The 15,627-nt window shown below is 73.8% G+C and carries 10 protein-coding genes; 5 read left to right on the top strand and 5 right to left on the bottom strand.

The features are described 5' to 3' along the window. Position 1: 1 nt before the first annotated feature. The 5 genes from WMF26_RS14960 to WMF26_RS14940 form a co-directional block, all read right to left on the bottom strand. Entirely contained in the window at positions 2-2,197 is a 2,196-nt protein-coding gene (locus WMF26_RS14960) for a cation:proton antiporter domain-containing protein (protein ID WP_438000878.1), read from the bottom strand. A gap of 241 nt (positions 2,198-2,438) precedes the next feature. Beyond that, positions 2,439-4,064 (bottom strand): SDR family NAD(P)-dependent oxidoreductase, encoded by a 1,626-nt coding sequence (locus WMF26_RS14955; RefSeq protein ID WP_438000877.1) that lies wholly within the window; start codon positions 4,062-4,064, stop codon positions 2,439-2,441. Between the two features lie 106 nt (positions 4,065-4,170). Continuing rightward, positions 4,171-4,761 carry a hypothetical protein gene (locus WMF26_RS14950; protein ID WP_438000876.1) on the bottom strand — a complete coding sequence of 197 codons (591 nt, stop codon included), beginning with the start codon at positions 4,759-4,761 and terminating at the stop codon, positions 4,171-4,173. Positions 4,762-4,940: 179 nt separating this feature from the next. Beyond that, a complete protein-coding gene (locus WMF26_RS14945) occupies positions 4,941-7,994 on the bottom strand; it encodes an SNF2-related protein (protein WP_438000875.1) in 3,054 nt (1,017 codons plus the stop codon). Positions 7,995-8,281: 287 nt separating this feature from the next. After that, the gene (locus WMF26_RS14940; protein WP_438000874.1) at positions 8,282-9,112 is read right to left on the bottom strand and encodes a hypothetical protein; all 831 of its coding nucleotides are present in this window, start codon (positions 9,110-9,112) and stop codon (positions 8,282-8,284) included. A gap of 433 nt (positions 9,113-9,545) precedes the next feature. On the opposite strand from WMF26_RS14940, the gene WMF26_RS14935 reads away from it, so the two are divergent. The 5 genes from WMF26_RS14935 to WMF26_RS14915 all read left to right on the top strand — a co-directional run bounded on the left by WMF26_RS14935 (position 9,546) and on the right by WMF26_RS14915 (position 15,533). Further along, complete coding sequence (locus WMF26_RS14935; protein WP_438000873.1) at positions 9,546-10,592, top strand: hypothetical protein; 1,047 nt, start codon at positions 9,546-9,548, stop codon at positions 10,590-10,592. Between the two features lie 553 nt (positions 10,593-11,145). Further along, complete coding sequence (locus WMF26_RS14930) at positions 11,146-11,661, top strand: hypothetical protein (protein ID WP_437946840.1); 516 nt, start codon at positions 11,146-11,148, stop codon at positions 11,659-11,661. 86 nt (positions 11,662-11,747) lie between these two features. Next, on the top strand, positions 11,748-12,815 hold the full coding sequence (locus WMF26_RS14925; protein WP_437946839.1) for a hypothetical protein: 1,068 nt from the start codon (positions 11,748-11,750) through the stop codon (positions 12,813-12,815). Positions 12,816-12,891: 76 nt separating this feature from the next. Next, positions 12,892-14,280, top strand: coding sequence for an RNA polymerase sigma factor (locus WMF26_RS14920; protein ID WP_438000872.1), 1,389 nt, complete (start codon positions 12,892-12,894; stop codon positions 14,278-14,280). A 401-nt stretch (positions 14,281-14,681) separates the two neighbouring features. After that, positions 14,682-15,533 carry a sigma-70 family RNA polymerase sigma factor gene (locus WMF26_RS14915; protein ID WP_438000871.1) on the top strand — a complete coding sequence of 284 codons (852 nt, stop codon included), beginning with the start codon at positions 14,682-14,684 and terminating at the stop codon, positions 15,531-15,533. The last annotated feature ends 94 nt before the right edge of the window (positions 15,534-15,627 follow it).

Genomic DNA, 15,627 nt, shown 5'->3' with positions numbered 1-15,627 from the left:
CTCAGGAGCGATCGGGCTCGCCCGCGAGGGCGGCCGAGAGGATCGGCGCGGAGGGCGCCGGGGCCGGGGCGCGGGCGGCGGCGGGCTCGTAGCTGCGCACGACGAGCAGCGAGGTCGGGCACCCCTGGATGACGTCCTCGGCGCGGATGCCGAAGCGGCGCTGCGCGAGGCCCCACTCGGCCCCGACGCCGACGAGGACGAGATCGTAGCCGCGCTTCGACTCCTCGAGGGCCGCGTCCGCGGGGGAGTCGTGCTCGACCACCTTGAGCACCACCTTGGCCTTGCGCAGCGAGCCGCCCTCCTCGCCCTCGAACACCTCGTCGACCGCGTCCTGCGCGCCGAGCGCGTCGCTGGACGCGCGCTTCGGCTTGACCACGTGGAGGATGGTGACGTCGGCGCCGACCTGCTGGGCGAGCCTGCGGGCGAGCGCGAGCGCCGCCTTGTCGTGCGCCGTGCCGTGGAACGGCACGAGCAGCTTGCGGACCGCGGTGAGCCCGCGATCGATGAGCACACCGACGTCGGTGCGGGCGCCGCGCATGACCTCGTAGACGGTGCCGCCGAGCACGGTCTGGCTGAGCAGCGGCTTGTGCCAGCCGACCAGCACGAGGTCGGCCTGCTTCACGTCGGCGACGTTGCAGATGTCGTGGCTCGGCTTGGGCGACACGAAGGAGAGCGGCCGGACCTCGGCGCCGAGCTCCTTGGCCCGCGAGAGCAGCGGCGCGAGCGCGGCCGCGCCCTGCCGCTCGGGCGCCTGGTCGAGGTAGAACGAGCCGCGGTCGGTCGGCGGGATGAGGCGCAGGGCGTAGAGGCGCCTCGCCTCGGGGCCGTGGCCGGCGAGCGCGCTCGCGAGCGTCACCATGCCGGGGCCGGAGCGCTCGTAGGAGACGCACATGAGCACGGTGAACACGTCCGCCGCGACGGGCAGGGGCGTGCGCTCCGGGACGTCGGCGAGCTCCTTCGCGAGCTCCTCCGGCGGGTAGATCCAGCGCAGGAGCGGCGTGGTCATGAAGGTGGTGACCAGCGCCATGAGCACCATCATCGTGAACAGCGTGGGCGAGATGATGCCGAGATCGAGCCCGAGGTTCAGGACGATGAGCTCCATCAGGCCGCGGGTGTTCATGAGGATGCCGAGCGCGCTGGCCTCCCGCCAGCGCTGGCCGGTGAGGCGGGCGGCCACGGCGCTGCCGCCGAATTTGCCGGCGCAGGCGACCACGATGATGAGGCCGCACATGATCCAGCCGTCGGCCGAGTTGAGCAGGCCGATCTGCGTGCGCAGGCCGCTGTAGGCGAAGAAGAGCGGGAGCAGGAAGACGACGGCGAAGTCCTCGAGCTTCTCGGCCAGGCTGTGCGCGAAGCCGGTGCCCTTCGGCATGATCGCGCCGAGCATGAAGGCCCCGAACAGCGGGTGGATGCCGATCATCTCGGTCGTCCAGCTCGAGACGATGAGCAGGAGGAGCGTGACGGCGACGAGGTCCTGCGAGAGCCCTTCCTTGCTGGAGCCGCGCTCGCCGAGCCGGGCCAGGAAGGGGCGGACCACGAACATCATGCCGGCGATGTAGGCGACGGCGAAGACGGTGGTCCAGACGGCGCCCACGAGCCCGGTGGCGCGCGCGATCGAGACGACGAACGCGAGGATGCACCAGGCGGTGACGTCGTCGACGGCGGCGCACGTGATCGTGAGGGCGCCGACCTTCGTGCCCAGCAGGCGCCGCTCGGTGAGGATGCGCGCGAGCACCGGGAAGGCCGTGATGCTCATGGCCACGCCCATGAACAGCGTGAACGACATGAACGGCACGGAGCTCTGGGAGAGCCGGGGGTACAGGTACAGCGCCAGGAGGCCGCCCAGCGCGAACGGCACGACGATGCTGGTGTGGCTGATGATGACCGAGGCGTGGCCGCGCCCGCGCAGGAGCTTCGGATCGAGCTCCAGCCCGATGAGGAACATGAAGACGATGAGGCCGACCTCGCTCACCAGCTTCAGGAGCGGCAGCGACTCCTGGGCGAACAGCACCGCCGACGCGTCGGGAAAGAGCCAGCCGAACAGCGACGGGCCGAGCAGGATGCCCGCCGTGACCTCGGCGATGACCATCGGCTGCTCCAGCCTGCGGGCGACCATGCCCACGAGCCGCGCGCAGGCGATGATCAGGAACGCCTGGATGAGGAAGCGGCTCAGCGGGTTGTGGATCAGGGTCTCCATGGGAGCGCTCCCTCCTGGTAAGTGTTAAGTGATCGCTTATCAGCGGGCCGCCTCGGCTGTCAATAACGAGGATGCAGAGCGTCAAAGCAGAGCTTGCTCTGACGCACCGGCGGCGGTGCGGTCGGTGGAGGCGCGTACCCCGTGAGCGCGCGGGACTGTCCGTCGCGCGGGGAAAGCTCCGTCCCGTGGGCAGCTGCTGCCGAGTTTGCTCGACTCCGGGGGCGTCCGCGCGCGGCGGCGCCTACCAGTCGGTCGGCATGTAGTCTTTGAGGAACTGGCCGTAGACGTGCTGGCCGCTGAGGAGCCCGGAGAAGATGGGGTCGCAGATGCGGGCGGCGCCGTCGACGATGTCGAGCGGCGGGTGGAAGCCGTGCTCCTCCAGCTTGCGGGCGGCGAGGGCCGCGGGGTCCTCGTCCGTCACCCACCCGGTGTCGACGCTGTTCATGAAGATGCCGTCCTTCGCGTAGTCGGGCGCGGAGGTGCGCGTCATCATGTTGAGCGCGGCCTTGGCCATGTTGGTGTGAGGGTGCCTGTCCGTCTTGTAGCGGCGGTAGAACTGCCCCTCCATCGCCGAGACGTTGACGATGTGCCTGTCGAACGTCGGCTGTCGCAGCATGAGCGGCTTCAGCCGGGAGTTCAGCACGAACGGGGCGACCGCGTTCACGAGCTGGACCTCGAGCAGCTCGACGGTCGGGACCTCGGCGAGGGTCAGCCGCCAGCTGTTCATCGTCCGGAGGTCGACCTGCTGGAGGTCCGCGTCGTAACGCCCTCTGGGGAAGAGCACGTCGTCGAGGGGCGCGTCGCCCGGGGCGGGGATCTGGGAGAGCAGCGCCGGCGCGCGGAGGCCGGCGGCGGGGTCGCCGCCGGCGACGAGGGGGAGCTCGCCGCGCGCGCGGAGGCCGTCGTACGCCTGGAGCAGCGGCCGCGCGACCTCCGGCAGGGCGTGGACCGGCGCGGTCTCGCCCTCGATGAGGTGCGCGTAGAAGCCCGGCGGGCGCCGCACGGTCTGACAGGCGTTGTTGATGATGAAATCCAGCCGGTCGCGCGTGTGGAGGAGGTGCCGCGTGAAGCGCTCGACGCTCGGCGTGTGGCGGAGATCGAGGCCGTAGATCTCGAGCCGAGAGCCCCAGACGTCGAAGTCGCGCTCGGACGAGTAGCGGCGGGCGGCGTCGTGCGGGAAGCGGGTCGTGACGATCACCCGCGCGCCGGCGCGCAGCAGCATGATCGCCGCCTGATAGCCGATCTTGACGCGGGCGCCGGTGACCAGCGCGACGCGGCCGTCGAGCGGCGCGGTCTGGCTGCGCTTGCGGTAGTTGAAGTCGCCGCAGGGGCCGCACATCGAATCGTAGAAGAAGTGCACCTTGCGGAACTCGGCCTTGCAGACGTAGCACTTGCGCGGCTTCGCGAGCTCCGGCCCGCCGCGCTCGCCCGGCGGCGCGGCCTCCTCGACGGGGGGCGGCGCGGCCTCCTCCGCGGGGGGCGGCGCCGGCGCGAGCGGGGCCGCCAGCGCGGGGACGGCTGGCGCGGCGGAGGCGGCGGGCGCGGCCAGCGCGGGGGCGTCCGGCGTGCGGAACACGGGCTCGCGGCGGGCGGCGCGGATGCCGACCGCGTCGAGGAGCGCGGTGTCGGCGGACCTCCGAGCGCGCCGATCGCCCTTGCGGAACGCCCTGGCGAGCTCTCGCTGCTCGGCGCGCTCGGGGCGCGAGACGCGGCCGGCGGCGAGGAGGAGCCGGCGGCGATCCTCGACGCCGATCGAGGCGAGCTGCGCGCGGTCGTCGACCAGGGACTCGAGCACCCGCAGGCAGGCGTCGAGATCGGCGGCGGTGAACGGGCGGCCTGCGCCGGCGGCGTCGCTCTCGGAGCTCATCGAAGCGGCGGTGCATAGCACGCAGGCGCGCAGGCGCGAACCAGCGGCGGCCGAGCGGCCGCGGCGGATTGCGGCGGATCGCGGCGTCGACGGCGAACGTGGCGGATCAGCGCTTGTACGGGCAGGGCTTGCCGCCGTCGCCGGTCTCGACGGGAGCGCCGGTCGCGGCGTCGACGGCGAACGTGGTCGGGAACGGCTGGCCGCCCGGCCCCTTCGAGGCCTCGGCGACCGAGAGGGAGAGGCTGTCGCCCGAGCGCTTGAACGCCCCCTGGCGCTGGATGATGCCCGACCAGATGCACGCCGCCTTCGGCGGACAGGGCGAGACGCGATCCTCTGCGGTGAAGCTGCCGCCCTTCGCGAAGGAGAGCACGCGCTCGTATTTGCGGGAGCCGCACGCCGCGGACCTCCACGTGCCGAGCAGCGCGTCGTCCCCGGGTCCAGGGCCCGCGGTCGGCGCCGTCGTGGGCTGCGCCTGCGCCGTGGGCTCCTGCGCGGTCGGCGCCGCGGTCGTCGGCGCCTGCGCGGTCGGCTCCTGCGTCGCCGGCGCGGGCGGGGTCGGAGCCGCCGTGGTCGGCCGCTCCACGGGCGACGAGGCCGGCGACGGCGGCTCGGGCGCCGGCTCTCGCGGGCTGTTGACGGTGCACGCAGCGAGCGACGTGAGCAGCGCGGCGAGGGGGAGGATGGCTCTTCGCGGCATGCCCGCTCATCCCATGACGGCCCAACCCCCGCAAGCCGGCGCGGCGCTGCCTGGGCGCGCCCAGCGCGCCGCTCAGATCCCGACGCGCCCGGCGCGCCGCTCAGATCCCGACGCGCCCGGCGCGCCGCTCAGATCCCGACGCGCCCGGCGCGCCGCCCAGATCCCGATCTCGCCTCGCGCTACCCCAGCAGCGCGAGCAGGTCCTCCCGGGTCAGCGCGACCGCCCGGTCCGCCTCGCCCAGCGCGGCCCCGGCGATCGCGCGCTTCCGCTCCTGCAGCGCGAGGATCCCCTCCTCCACCGTGTCCTTCGCGACGAGCCGGTGGACCAGCACCGGGCGGTGCTGCCCGATGCGGTGGGCCCGGTCCGCCGCCTGGTCCTCGACCGCCGGGTTCCACCAGGGATCGAGCAGGAAGACGTGGTCCGCCGCGGTCAGGTTCAGGCCGGTGCCGCCCGCCTTGAGCGAGATGAGCATCACCGGCGGGCCGCCCGGCGACTGGAACGCGTTGACCACGCCGGCGCGGTCGCGCGTCGCCCCGTCGAGGCGGCTCCACGGGATCCCGGCCTCGGTGAGGTGCGGCTCGACGAGGTCGAGCAGCGAGGTCCACTGCGAGAAGACGAGCGCCTTGTGGCCGTCCGCCACGCACTCCTCCAGCGCCGCGAGCAGCCGCATCACCTTGGACGAGGGCGCGGCCCGCCCCGCGGGCGCCGCGCCCGCCTCCGCGGGGCCGGCGCCCGACCCCGGGATCAGCGCCGGGTGGCAGGCCGCCTGGCGCAGGCGGAGCAGCGCCTCCAGCGCCGCCATGACGCTCGCCCCCTGCGCGAGCCGCTCCACGACGTCCTTGCGCGTGGTCGCGCGCACCGCCTCGTAGAGCTCGCGCTCGGCCTCCTCGAGCTCGCAGTAGAGCACCATCTCCGAGCGCGGCGGCAGCTCGGGCGCCACCTCGCGCTTCAGCCGCCGCAGCACGAAGGGGCGGATCTTCTGCCGCAGCTCCGCCGCCACGCCGGCCGCGCCCTCGGCGATCGGCCGCCCGTAGCGCTCCTGGAAGGCGCTGCGCCCGCCGAGCAGGCCGCGGTTCGTGAAGTGGAGCAGGCTCCAGAGCTCGTCGAGCCGGTTCTCGACCGGCGTGCCGCTCAGCGCCACGCGCAGCTCGGCGCGCAGCGCGAACGCCGCGCGCGCCGCCTGGCTGTCGGGGTTCTTGATCGCCTGCGCCTCGTCCAGCACCACGATGTCCCACGCCTGCGCCGCGAGCAGGTCGACGTCGTTGCGGAGCACGGCGTAGGTCGTCAGCGTGACGTCGGCCGCGGGATCGAGCGCGCGCCGCGCGCCGTGGTAGACCGCGAACCTGAGGCCGGGGCGGAACCGCCGGATCTCGTCGGCCCAGTTGTGGACGACGCTGCGCGGGCACACGACGAGCGTCCGGCCGCGCATCGCGCAGAGCGTCTGCAGCGTCTTGCCGAGGCCCATGTCGTCGGCGAGCACCGCCCCGAGCCCGGCGTCGCGCAGGAACGACAGCCAGTCGACGCCGCGGCGCTGGTACGGGCGCAGCGTCGCCGTCAGGTCGGCCGGCAGCGGCGCCTCCGGGAGCGACGCGAAGCCGTCGAGCAGCGGCATGAGCTTGTCGAAGCCGGACGGGCGCGGGTACTCGATCTCGTCGCACAGGGCGGCCAGCGCCGGGAGCGCCGCGGGCGGCACCTCCTTGTCGTCGCGCCGCGCCGCGAGCAGGTCGGCGACGCGCGCGCCGTACCTCTCGAGCCACGCCGCGGGCAGCGGCGCCCACCCGCCGCCGAGGAGCGGCACGAGCGGCAGGCCGTCCTGCCACGCCCGGATCACGGCCGCGGCGTCCGCGCGCTTCGGCGGCGCGCCGGCGCCCTCGCCCGCCCCGTCCTCGCGGCCGCTCGAGAGCTCGAACTCGACGTCGAAGGCGCGGTCGTCGATGACGAAGCGCGGCACGAGCTCGGCCTTGCCGAAGAGCTCCCCGCGCGCGTCGGCGAAGGCGCGCGCGTCCCACGCCTCGAGGCGCGAGGCGAAGCGGATCGCCTCGGCGCCGTCGAAGTCGACCCGGCGGCCCGGGATGAGGTGCAGCTCGTCGCGCAGCCGGATGAGCAGCTCGCGCTCCGCGGCCTCGTCGCGGACGGGCACGGGGCCCGACAGGTGCACGAGCCGGCCGCCCTCGATGCGCGCCTCGGGCGGATCGCCGTACACGAGGCTGGGCACGACCGAGAGCGTGTGATCCTTCTGGCTGAGCTCGAGGAGGATCCGCGGCTTGGACGCGCCGCCCGCGCGGGGCAGGCGCTGGCTCTGGACGGTGACCGGGACGCGCTTGGTCAGCTCGGGCAGGACCTGGGTCACCAGCTTGCCGAGGTCGCCCCGCGAGAAGATCCGCCGGAGCGGCAGCCGCTCGAGCTTCGGGCCCGTGAGGTCCGTCTCCCGCAGCAGGTGCAGCGTGCCGCCGCACCGGACGACGCCCGACGCGATCACCTCGTCGACGCGCGGGTCGCGCTCCACGACGAGCGCGACGCCGTCGTCCTGATCGCGCACCGCCGCGCGGGGGCCGATCGCCTCGCTGGAGACGCGGATGGGCGCGCCGTCGAGCTCCACGTCGGCGACGCCGGCCAGCGCGGCGAAGAGCTCGGGCTGGCGATCCGACGGGAAGTAGCCGTGCTGCTTGGTGCCCACGAGCCGATCGATCGCGAGGTCCTCGTGCGTCGGGTAGAGCTCGGGCAGCCTCGGTCCGGGCCGCTCGGCCCCCGCCGGGGCCCTGACGCCGCGCCCGGCGAGGCTGGCGAGCGAGATCCGGAGCGGCTCCTCGGCGCCGCTCGCGTGGACGACCATCCGCTCGAGCGCGAGCACGAGGCCCTTGCGCCGGAGCCGGTAGCGCAGCCGCGCCGCCGGGGCCGCCATGGCGGCGGCGCCGCCCCGCGCGGCCGGCTGGCCCTGCGCGGCCGGCTGCCCCTGCGCCGCCGGCTGGCCCTGCGCGGCCGGCTGCCCCTGCGCCGGCTGGCCCTGCGCGGCCGGCTGCCCCTGCGCCGCCGGTTGCGAGAGCGCGATCGCCGCCGCCACGGCGTGGGCGCAGGGGTCGACTTTGCCGCCGCAGTCGCACGTCCACTCGGCGTCCGCGGGGTAGAGGGTGACGGTGGGCGCGACCGGCTGGCCGGCGGCCTTGACGCGGACCACGACGGCATCGCCGCGGTCCTCCCGGCCGAATGCGGCGCCCTCGCGGGCGAGCTTCACGCCCTGGGACCAGAGGCCCGGAAGACAGGCTTTTCGGATGGCTTCGAGAAGACCCTGCACAGCGACTCCAGGCGCCGACCACCTGCCCTGACGAGGCGCGCGCTCGCGCGCTCTCCGGGGACCGGCGCCACTTCTTGAGAATGTTCACAGGAAGACGGAGAGGACGGGAAGAGGCTCAGGCGCCTTTTTCCGCCGCCCCGTCTTCCAGGTTCCAGGAGCTTGCCCGGCGAGCGCGGGGCGCTCCTGTAGCAGGAATTCGCGCCGCGCGCGGCTTGACCCGGCGAGCTCTACCGGCGCGTCAGGTGCTCGCGGTAGCGCGTCGTGAGCTCCATCCAGCGCAGCGTGAGGATCGGCTCGCGCTCGAGCCGGTCCTGCCAGCTGCGATCGATCGCCTTCCACAGGTCCCGGTCCGTGATGCCGTGGCGCAGGAGCGCCCGATCGAACGACGAGGCCACCCCGACCGACGACTCGGCGCAGAGGGCCGCGTACTGCTGCAGGCTGAGCGAGGGCAGCGCGCCTCGCTTGCCGGGAGGGTCCTGCGCGGCGGCCGGGTCGGGGGCCGCGGCGCCCGCCTGCGGGGCGCTGCCCGCGCCGGCCTCGCCGGGCGGGCGCCGGAGGGTCACCCCCGATCGCGCGTTGCCGCCGTCGAGCTCCATCAGCTCGGTCTCGGGCGGGGGCTTGATCGAGGGCAGCGGCATCGCCCGCGGCACCTCGACGGGCTCCTCGGCCTCGCCTTCCCCGGGTTGGCCCTTCCCGCTCGACAGGGGGACGATCGCGGACAGCGGCGGCGAGGCCGCGCGCCGCGGGGGCACGGACGACTCTCCCCTCCGGGGGCCCCGCCGCGACCCGGGGCGCTCGCCGTCGGGCGCCGCGAACGACAGCACCGGACCGGCGTCGGTGATCTCCATCTGCAGGACGATCTCGCCGTCCTTCCCGCGGACGATCAGCCGATCGCCCGCCGCGGCCGCCTCCATCTCGTAACGTCGCCCGGACGAGAGCTCGACGGTCGCGGACGGGACCGGCGCGCCGCACGGCGCCCCCCGGCCGCCGATGTCTTCCTGAGGATGGGTCGCCGTCGGATGCAGCGCAGGCTCGGTATCGGGTGGATCCCCACTCATCAGGACGCAGAGCCTAACGCAGCAAGCGCGCGCTCCGCGAGGGCTTTCGGCGGCCGCGCTCGGGCGCAAGACGACCAGAGGGTACGCGGCTATCCGCCTGGCAACCGGAAGGTGAGGCGGCCCGCGCGCCGACGGCGAACGACGTGGTTGCGCGTGGATGCGCGCGGTTGTGCGAGGTTGCGCGCCGCCGCGGAGAGCTTACGGGAGGTGGGGAGTCTTCGTTTCACAAAGTGCGTCGCTGCGCCGGCGCAGGCGCCGGTCCATCCCGCACGCGAACAAAAACTGCCTATCTTCACAAACGGTTAGAATTCGCCCACTCGATCCGCAATGGGTCCAGCAGCGCCATTCCTCGCACTGCACGGCTCGTTTTCGACGGCGTCCTCCGGATTTGTAGTAAGCCGGGGGCTGCGAGCTCTACCCGAAAGGAGGTCTCATGAAGAGGACCGATCTCGCGCTTGCGCTGCTGTTCGCCGCGTGCCTCGGAGGCTGCGAGATGCTCGGCGGCGGGACGTACCATACGTGCGCGGAACACTGCAAAACGGAGCTCGACCCCGACGCGTGCATCGAGGCATGCGGCACGTGCGCAGGCCAGTGTGTCAACCCGGTTCCAGAGGGCTTCGACGGCCCTGCGTTGCTCTGGGTGGGCAGGACGACGGATGAGCCGCAGTGCCCCAACAGCGCCCCGAGCACGGTGTACGTGGGGTACGAGACCCCTGACTTCCCGTTCGTGTGCGATCCGTGCCGGTGCAGCGAGCCAACGTGCGCCCTGCCCGACGGCCTCAGGACGGCGGCCTCGCTGAGGTGCGATGGCATCGAGCTCTCGCGGCACGATGCCCGGAACATCCAGGGCGGCACCTGCGTGGTGCCCAGCGAGGCGCTGGCGAGCGATCGCAAGGCGCTCCTGCTCGGCGCGCCCGAGATGACGCCGTGCGAGCCCAGCGTCGAGCCCCCCCCGGTGCCGCGCATCGTCTCGCGGTGGTATCGCTCCGGGAAAGCCTGCTCTGGCATCCTCCCGGAAGATACCTGCATGGCTCCGAAGAGGTGCGTTCCGGTCGATGATCGGCCGCTGGATCACGCGTTCTCGCAGTGCATCATGCACCTCGGGGCCGGCGAGGCGACGTGCCCGCCGGACTACCCGGAGGACGTCGTCCTCTACGACGGCATGGTGGACGATCGCCACTGCTCGCCTTGCGAGTGCGGCCCCCCCACGGGCGGCGAGTGCTCTCTGACGCTCCTCTCCTTCCAGGACGAGGCGTGCAGCGAGCTGCTCGCCACCGACACGACGTCGGGCGTGGACCCGGCATGCCTCACGCCGGTGCCCGGGATGAAGCCCAAGAGCATGAAGGCGGTCTTGCACGTCAACGAGCCCGGCCACTGCGAGCCGAGCGGCGGAGAGCTGCGAGGCGGGATCACCCTCACCGGTGCGACCACGTTTTGCTGCCAGACGCGCCCGGACAAGCGTCCGGGCGAGAACGAGTGACGGCGGCGCGCCCTCGCCGAAGCGCCGGCACCGCCCGGGGCGCGATGCGGGCTCTCCCTGAACCAGGGTCGGGCGCAACCAGACCCGATGTCGCGGAGATGAAGATCCTCAGTGCAGGGTTCGATCGGCCCGACAAAAATCTCTCGATGGGGAGAATTTTAAAAACGAAAACACAATGCGTTGCAGGCGATCGGGTGCGCGCACAAAAGCCTTTACGTGCGCTCCAAAGTCGGTATCTACAGGATCACGAGGTGGGAGCGGTGACGTCGAGCCCGCCTCCGCCACGCGGCAGAGGTGCACTGTCCCACGGGCGCCGGAGACGTTTGAGGAGGGGGCAAATGTCGAGGTGTAGCGGCCGGATGAGAGGCAGCGGGGGGCTTCGGGTCGGGGTGTTCCCTCCGCGCGGCGCGGCACAGATCCCACCCTAGCCGGGACGCCGATGTCACGCGCCGGTTGCGCCGTCATGGTCGCTGTCGTCACGGCAACGGCCCCGGTGCACGCGGATACGCCTCGGTCTGAATCGCGACGGGAGACGGATGAGCCGCGACGGGACATGCAGGAAGGAGACGACATGTTGCGCGGCGAGCTGTCCGCGTCGCCGCTGCTCGCGACGGGCCTCCTGCCCGCGCTCGCCGGGGGGGCCTCGTTCGCCACGACGTTCCGCTGGCCTGCCCTGTCGATCGCCGTCGAGGCGCGCATGCTCACCTCGCTGGCGGACACCTTCGAGGACGGCGTCCTGGTCCACGCGAGCCTGGCGATGCCGACGCTCGACATCTGCGGCCATCGCGGGGTCCTGTCGGTGTGCGCCGTCTTCGACGCCGGCGAGCTGCAGATCACGAGCGATCCCGGCGTCGCCATCCAGGCGCGCAAGGCCTGGATCAGCTCGATCGGCCTGCGGGCGGCCGGCGACTGGCGGTTCTCCGAGCATCTGTCGTTGCGCGGGTTCGTCGAGCTGCACACGAACCACAGCCGCCCATCGCTCTGGGTGAACGGCAAAGAGGTATGGCGGGTTCCGCCGCTCTCCGGGGTGGTCGGCCTGGGGCTCGCGCTCCCGGTGGACGCCTTCTAGCGGATCCCCTTGGCCGCTCCTCGACGGAGCGCACTCGTCGTCGAACCCTGGCCTGAACGAGCGGTCACCACGCCGCGATGAGCACCATGTCAGCACCTTCAGCAAGAAACACCGGAGCCGGCGCGGCGACCCCGGGGCGACCGTGGCGCCGGACGCCGGCGTGGCTCGCCGCGGCGGCCGCGGCCCTGCTCACGCCCTGGCGCGCCGCCGCCGCGCCGCCTCGCGCCGCGGTGCAGCTCGAGTACCGGCGCGCGCCGGGGACCGAGCGCTGTCCGGACGAGGGGCTCTTGCGCGAGGAGCTGGCCAGGCAGCTCGGCTACGACCCGGTGGCGCCCGAGGCGGCTTTGCAGGCCACAGCGCTCGTGTTCCGCGGGCCGGGCCGGGAGGTGCACGCCGCGATGGAGCTCCACGACGCCGAGGGCTCCATCACGTGGTCGCGGCACCTGGTCGCCTACAACGACGACTGCAGGGAGCTCATCATGAACATGGCGCTCTCGCTCCGCGTGGCGCTCGATCCGAGCCTCCACGTGCAGCCCGCGGCCGCCCCGCTCCCCGCGCCCGCGCCCCCGGTCGAGGCCGCGTCCGGAGCGCCGGCGCGCCCCTCGGGGCCCGGGATCAGCGTCGGCCTCGCCGGCGCCGCGGTGTTCGGGATACTGCCGGACACGACCGCCGGGACGGCGCTCCACGTCGCGCTCCGTTATCCCTCCTTCTCGCTCGGCCTGGAAGGCCACGTGCAATGGCCGGCCGCGGTCCAGATCGACAAGAGCGGCCTCGTCACGACCTGGCTGGCGGCGGCGAGCGCGATCCCGTGCTCCCAGATCCGTCGCCTCTTCGCCTGTGCCTTCGTGTCGATCGGGGTCGTCGAGACATCCGGCTCCAACATCGAGCTCGTCGATACGCCGTCGCTCTGGCTCGCCACGGGGCCGCGCGCCGGCGTCGAGATGCCGTTCTCGGATCGGATCAGCGTGCAGCTCTATGGCGATCTCGTGCTCCGTCTCACGGAGTTCCGCATCGAGGGGCCGTCGGGTGTCCTCTGGGCCCCACCCGCGTCCGGCGGGCTCGTCGGTTTCCGGGTGGATTTCCACCTGCATCCGCGGCGCGAGGCGCCCGCGCGGCGCGCTCCCGTGGCTCGGGGGGCGTGGGCGCCGCATTGACCAGCTTCGCGGCGGCGACGTCGCCGCGCTCCAGGGGGGAAAAGACATGGGGTCACCGTCACGCAAGAGCACGTCCGTGGAGCCTTCCCACGCCTTCATGGCGGCCATCGCCGGCGAGCACTTCTCGTTCATCGCCCGCTACCTCGCCCGCCTCGGGGTGCGCGCGCAGGACATCGAGGACGTCGCCCAGGAGGTGCTCGCCGGCGCCTACCGCGCGCTGCCGCGGTTCGATGCGAGCCGGGGCAGCGTGCGGTCGTGGCTCATGGGGATCGCGACCCACCAGGCGTCGAACCATTTCCGGCGGGCCCACCGCCGTCGCGAGCGGCTCCGGTCGCTCGACGATCTCGCGGAGCTGCCCGACGCCACGCCCGACTCCGAGCAGCGCGTCATCGCGCGGGACCGGCGCGGCGTGCTCGACCAGCTGCTCGCGGAGCTGCCGATGGAGCGCCGCTGCGTGTTCGTCGCCCACGAGCTCGAGGAGATCGACATGGCCGAGATCGCCCAGCAGCTCTCGATCCCCCTGAGCACCGCGTGGAGCCGGCACCGGCTCGCCTGGGTCGACATCGAGGCGGCGATGCGCCGCTGGCAGGCGCGGCAGCGCGGCCGCGCGCTCGCGTTCATCCCCGTCAGCGCCGGCGCGCTCGTCCGGGAGGCGCGCGCCGATCGCGAGATCGGGCGCTCGCTGCTCGCGCGGGTCGGCCGCGCGCTCTCGCCGCGGCGGCTCGCCGGCGCCTCGGCCTCGCGCTCCGCCGCGCTCCACGCCGTCGCGACCGCCGCGGCCCCGCTGGCCGCCGCCGCGGCGGTCGCGATCGCGATCGGCGCGCTGCGCGCGGACGCGTCGCTGGTCGCCGCCGATGCGCGCGCCTCGACCGCGCCGGCCGTGGCTGCCGTCGCCGCGCCAGAGGCGCAGGCCCCCACGCCGCAGGCCCATGCTGCGTCGCCGACCCTGGCCGCCGTCGCGGCGCCGCAGGCGCAGGCTGCCGCGCCGCCGTCACCCGCGGGCGCCGCGCCGCCGTCGTCCCCGGGCGCCGCGCCGCCGTCACCCGCGGGCGCCGCGCCGCCGTCGCACGCAGCTGCCACGGCGGACGCTTCGCGGGATCGCGGAAGCGCGGTCGCCCCGGGCGCGGCCGCCGGGATCTCGCCAGCGGGCGGCGCGACGCTCCCCGGCCGGAAAGCCGCGCTCCGTCCGGCCGCCGGCGCAGCCGCGCCCGCCGGCCGGCGGGCCGCCGCGTCGAACGACGAGGAGATCGCCGCCGAGCGCGCCCTCATCGACGGCGCGATCACGGCGCTCTCGAAGGGCCGCTACGCGGAGGCGAACAGCCGCCTCGCCGAGCACCGGCGGCGTTTCCCGGCGGGCCGCCTCACCGCCGAGAGGAACGCGGCGCTCCGCGCGCTCCGCGCCCGCGCGACAGCCGCTCCCCTCCCCTCTGCGCTCCACGACGTTGGTCAGGCGAGCATGAATTGACCCGCCAAGCCACCAAGGACGCCCGCGAGGGAAATCTCTGAATCCCCCCGTCCCCTCGGCGATTCCCCTCCACCGCATCACGCCGCCCAAGCCCCTCTCGCCCCCATCTCCGGCCCCCGCGCCGCCGAGCGGTGCTCTCCCGCACAGGAGACGGGCCCAGATCGGCGTTTTCGGCGCACAGGCGTGCTCCAGCACGCCGAGCACCGAAAACGCCGAGGTGGGCCCGTATCCGAAGCGGGAGAGCACCGCTCCCGTCCGTGGCGCTTTGGGGTGGGTCGCTCGGGGATCGCGCGCGCACAGAAGATCATTTTTGAGGGGCCATGGCTTTTTTGTGAGATGGGGGATCGGGTCCTCCTAACTAAGGGAGCATGGGACAACCGCACCGCACGCTCGCTCCATCGATGCCGCTGGATAGACAGCGCGCCTTTGTCCGGCTCTTTCGGGGGAAGACCTACGACTCCGTGTGGAACTGGCTGAAGCGGCTCGGGGTCCCACGCCGCGACCGGAGCGACATCCTTCAGGACGTCTTCCTCGCCGGATACCAGAGCTTCCCCACCTACGATCCGCTCCGCGCGCGGCCCGAGCGGTGGCTCAACCGGATCACGGTCCACGTGGCCGCGCACTACCGCGATCGGGCGCACCACCGGCGCGAGGAGCTCTCGTCTTGGCAGGCCCCGCGGCGCGTCGCCGACGAGCGCCCGAACGCCGAGGAGCAGATCGACGCGGAGCAGACGCGCTCGCTCATCCTGTCGCGGCTCGGGTCGCTGGTGACCGAGGAGCAGCGGATCCTCATCGAGCACGACATCGAGGGCCTGCCGATGGCGACGATCGCCGAGCAGCACGGGATCCCGCTGTCGACCGCGTACAAGTGGCGCACCCGCGCGATCGCCTCGCTGCGCGCGCTGATCGAGGAGCCCTGCGCCGAGCGCAAGCGAACGCGGCCACCGCAAACCGCGGGGGGCCACGCCGGGCGGCCTGCGCCGCGGCGGGCCGAAGCCGCGGGCGAACGGCAGCCCGCGCTGCGGCCCGCGAAGGCCGCGGGCGAACGGCAGCCCGCGCCGCGGCCGGCGGAGGCCGCGGGCGAGCGGCAGCCCGCGCCGCGGCCCGCAAAGGCCGCGCGACGGGCGCCGCCCGCGGCTTCCGCCCGCGCGAGCGCGAAGCGGCCGGCGGCGCCCTGCCGCACGCCCCCGAGCAGCGCCCCGCTCGCCCGCAGATCCGGCGCCGAGCAGGCTCACGCGCCCGCGAGCACGTGAGCCGTGGAGACCGCCGGCCGCCCAGAGGTGCGCCCGCGCGAGCCCCCCGCGCCGTCCGCGACCGGGCGTTCCGGACGCCTGCGCCTCGACGACG

Origin of the sequence: Sorangium sp. So ce185 (assembly GCF_051526825.1) — a bacterium.
GTDB classification, from domain to species: Bacteria; Myxococcota_A; Polyangia; order Polyangiales; family Polyangiaceae; genus Sorangium; species Sorangium cellulosum_D.
This window is presented reverse-complemented; position numbering and strand designations above follow the sequence as displayed.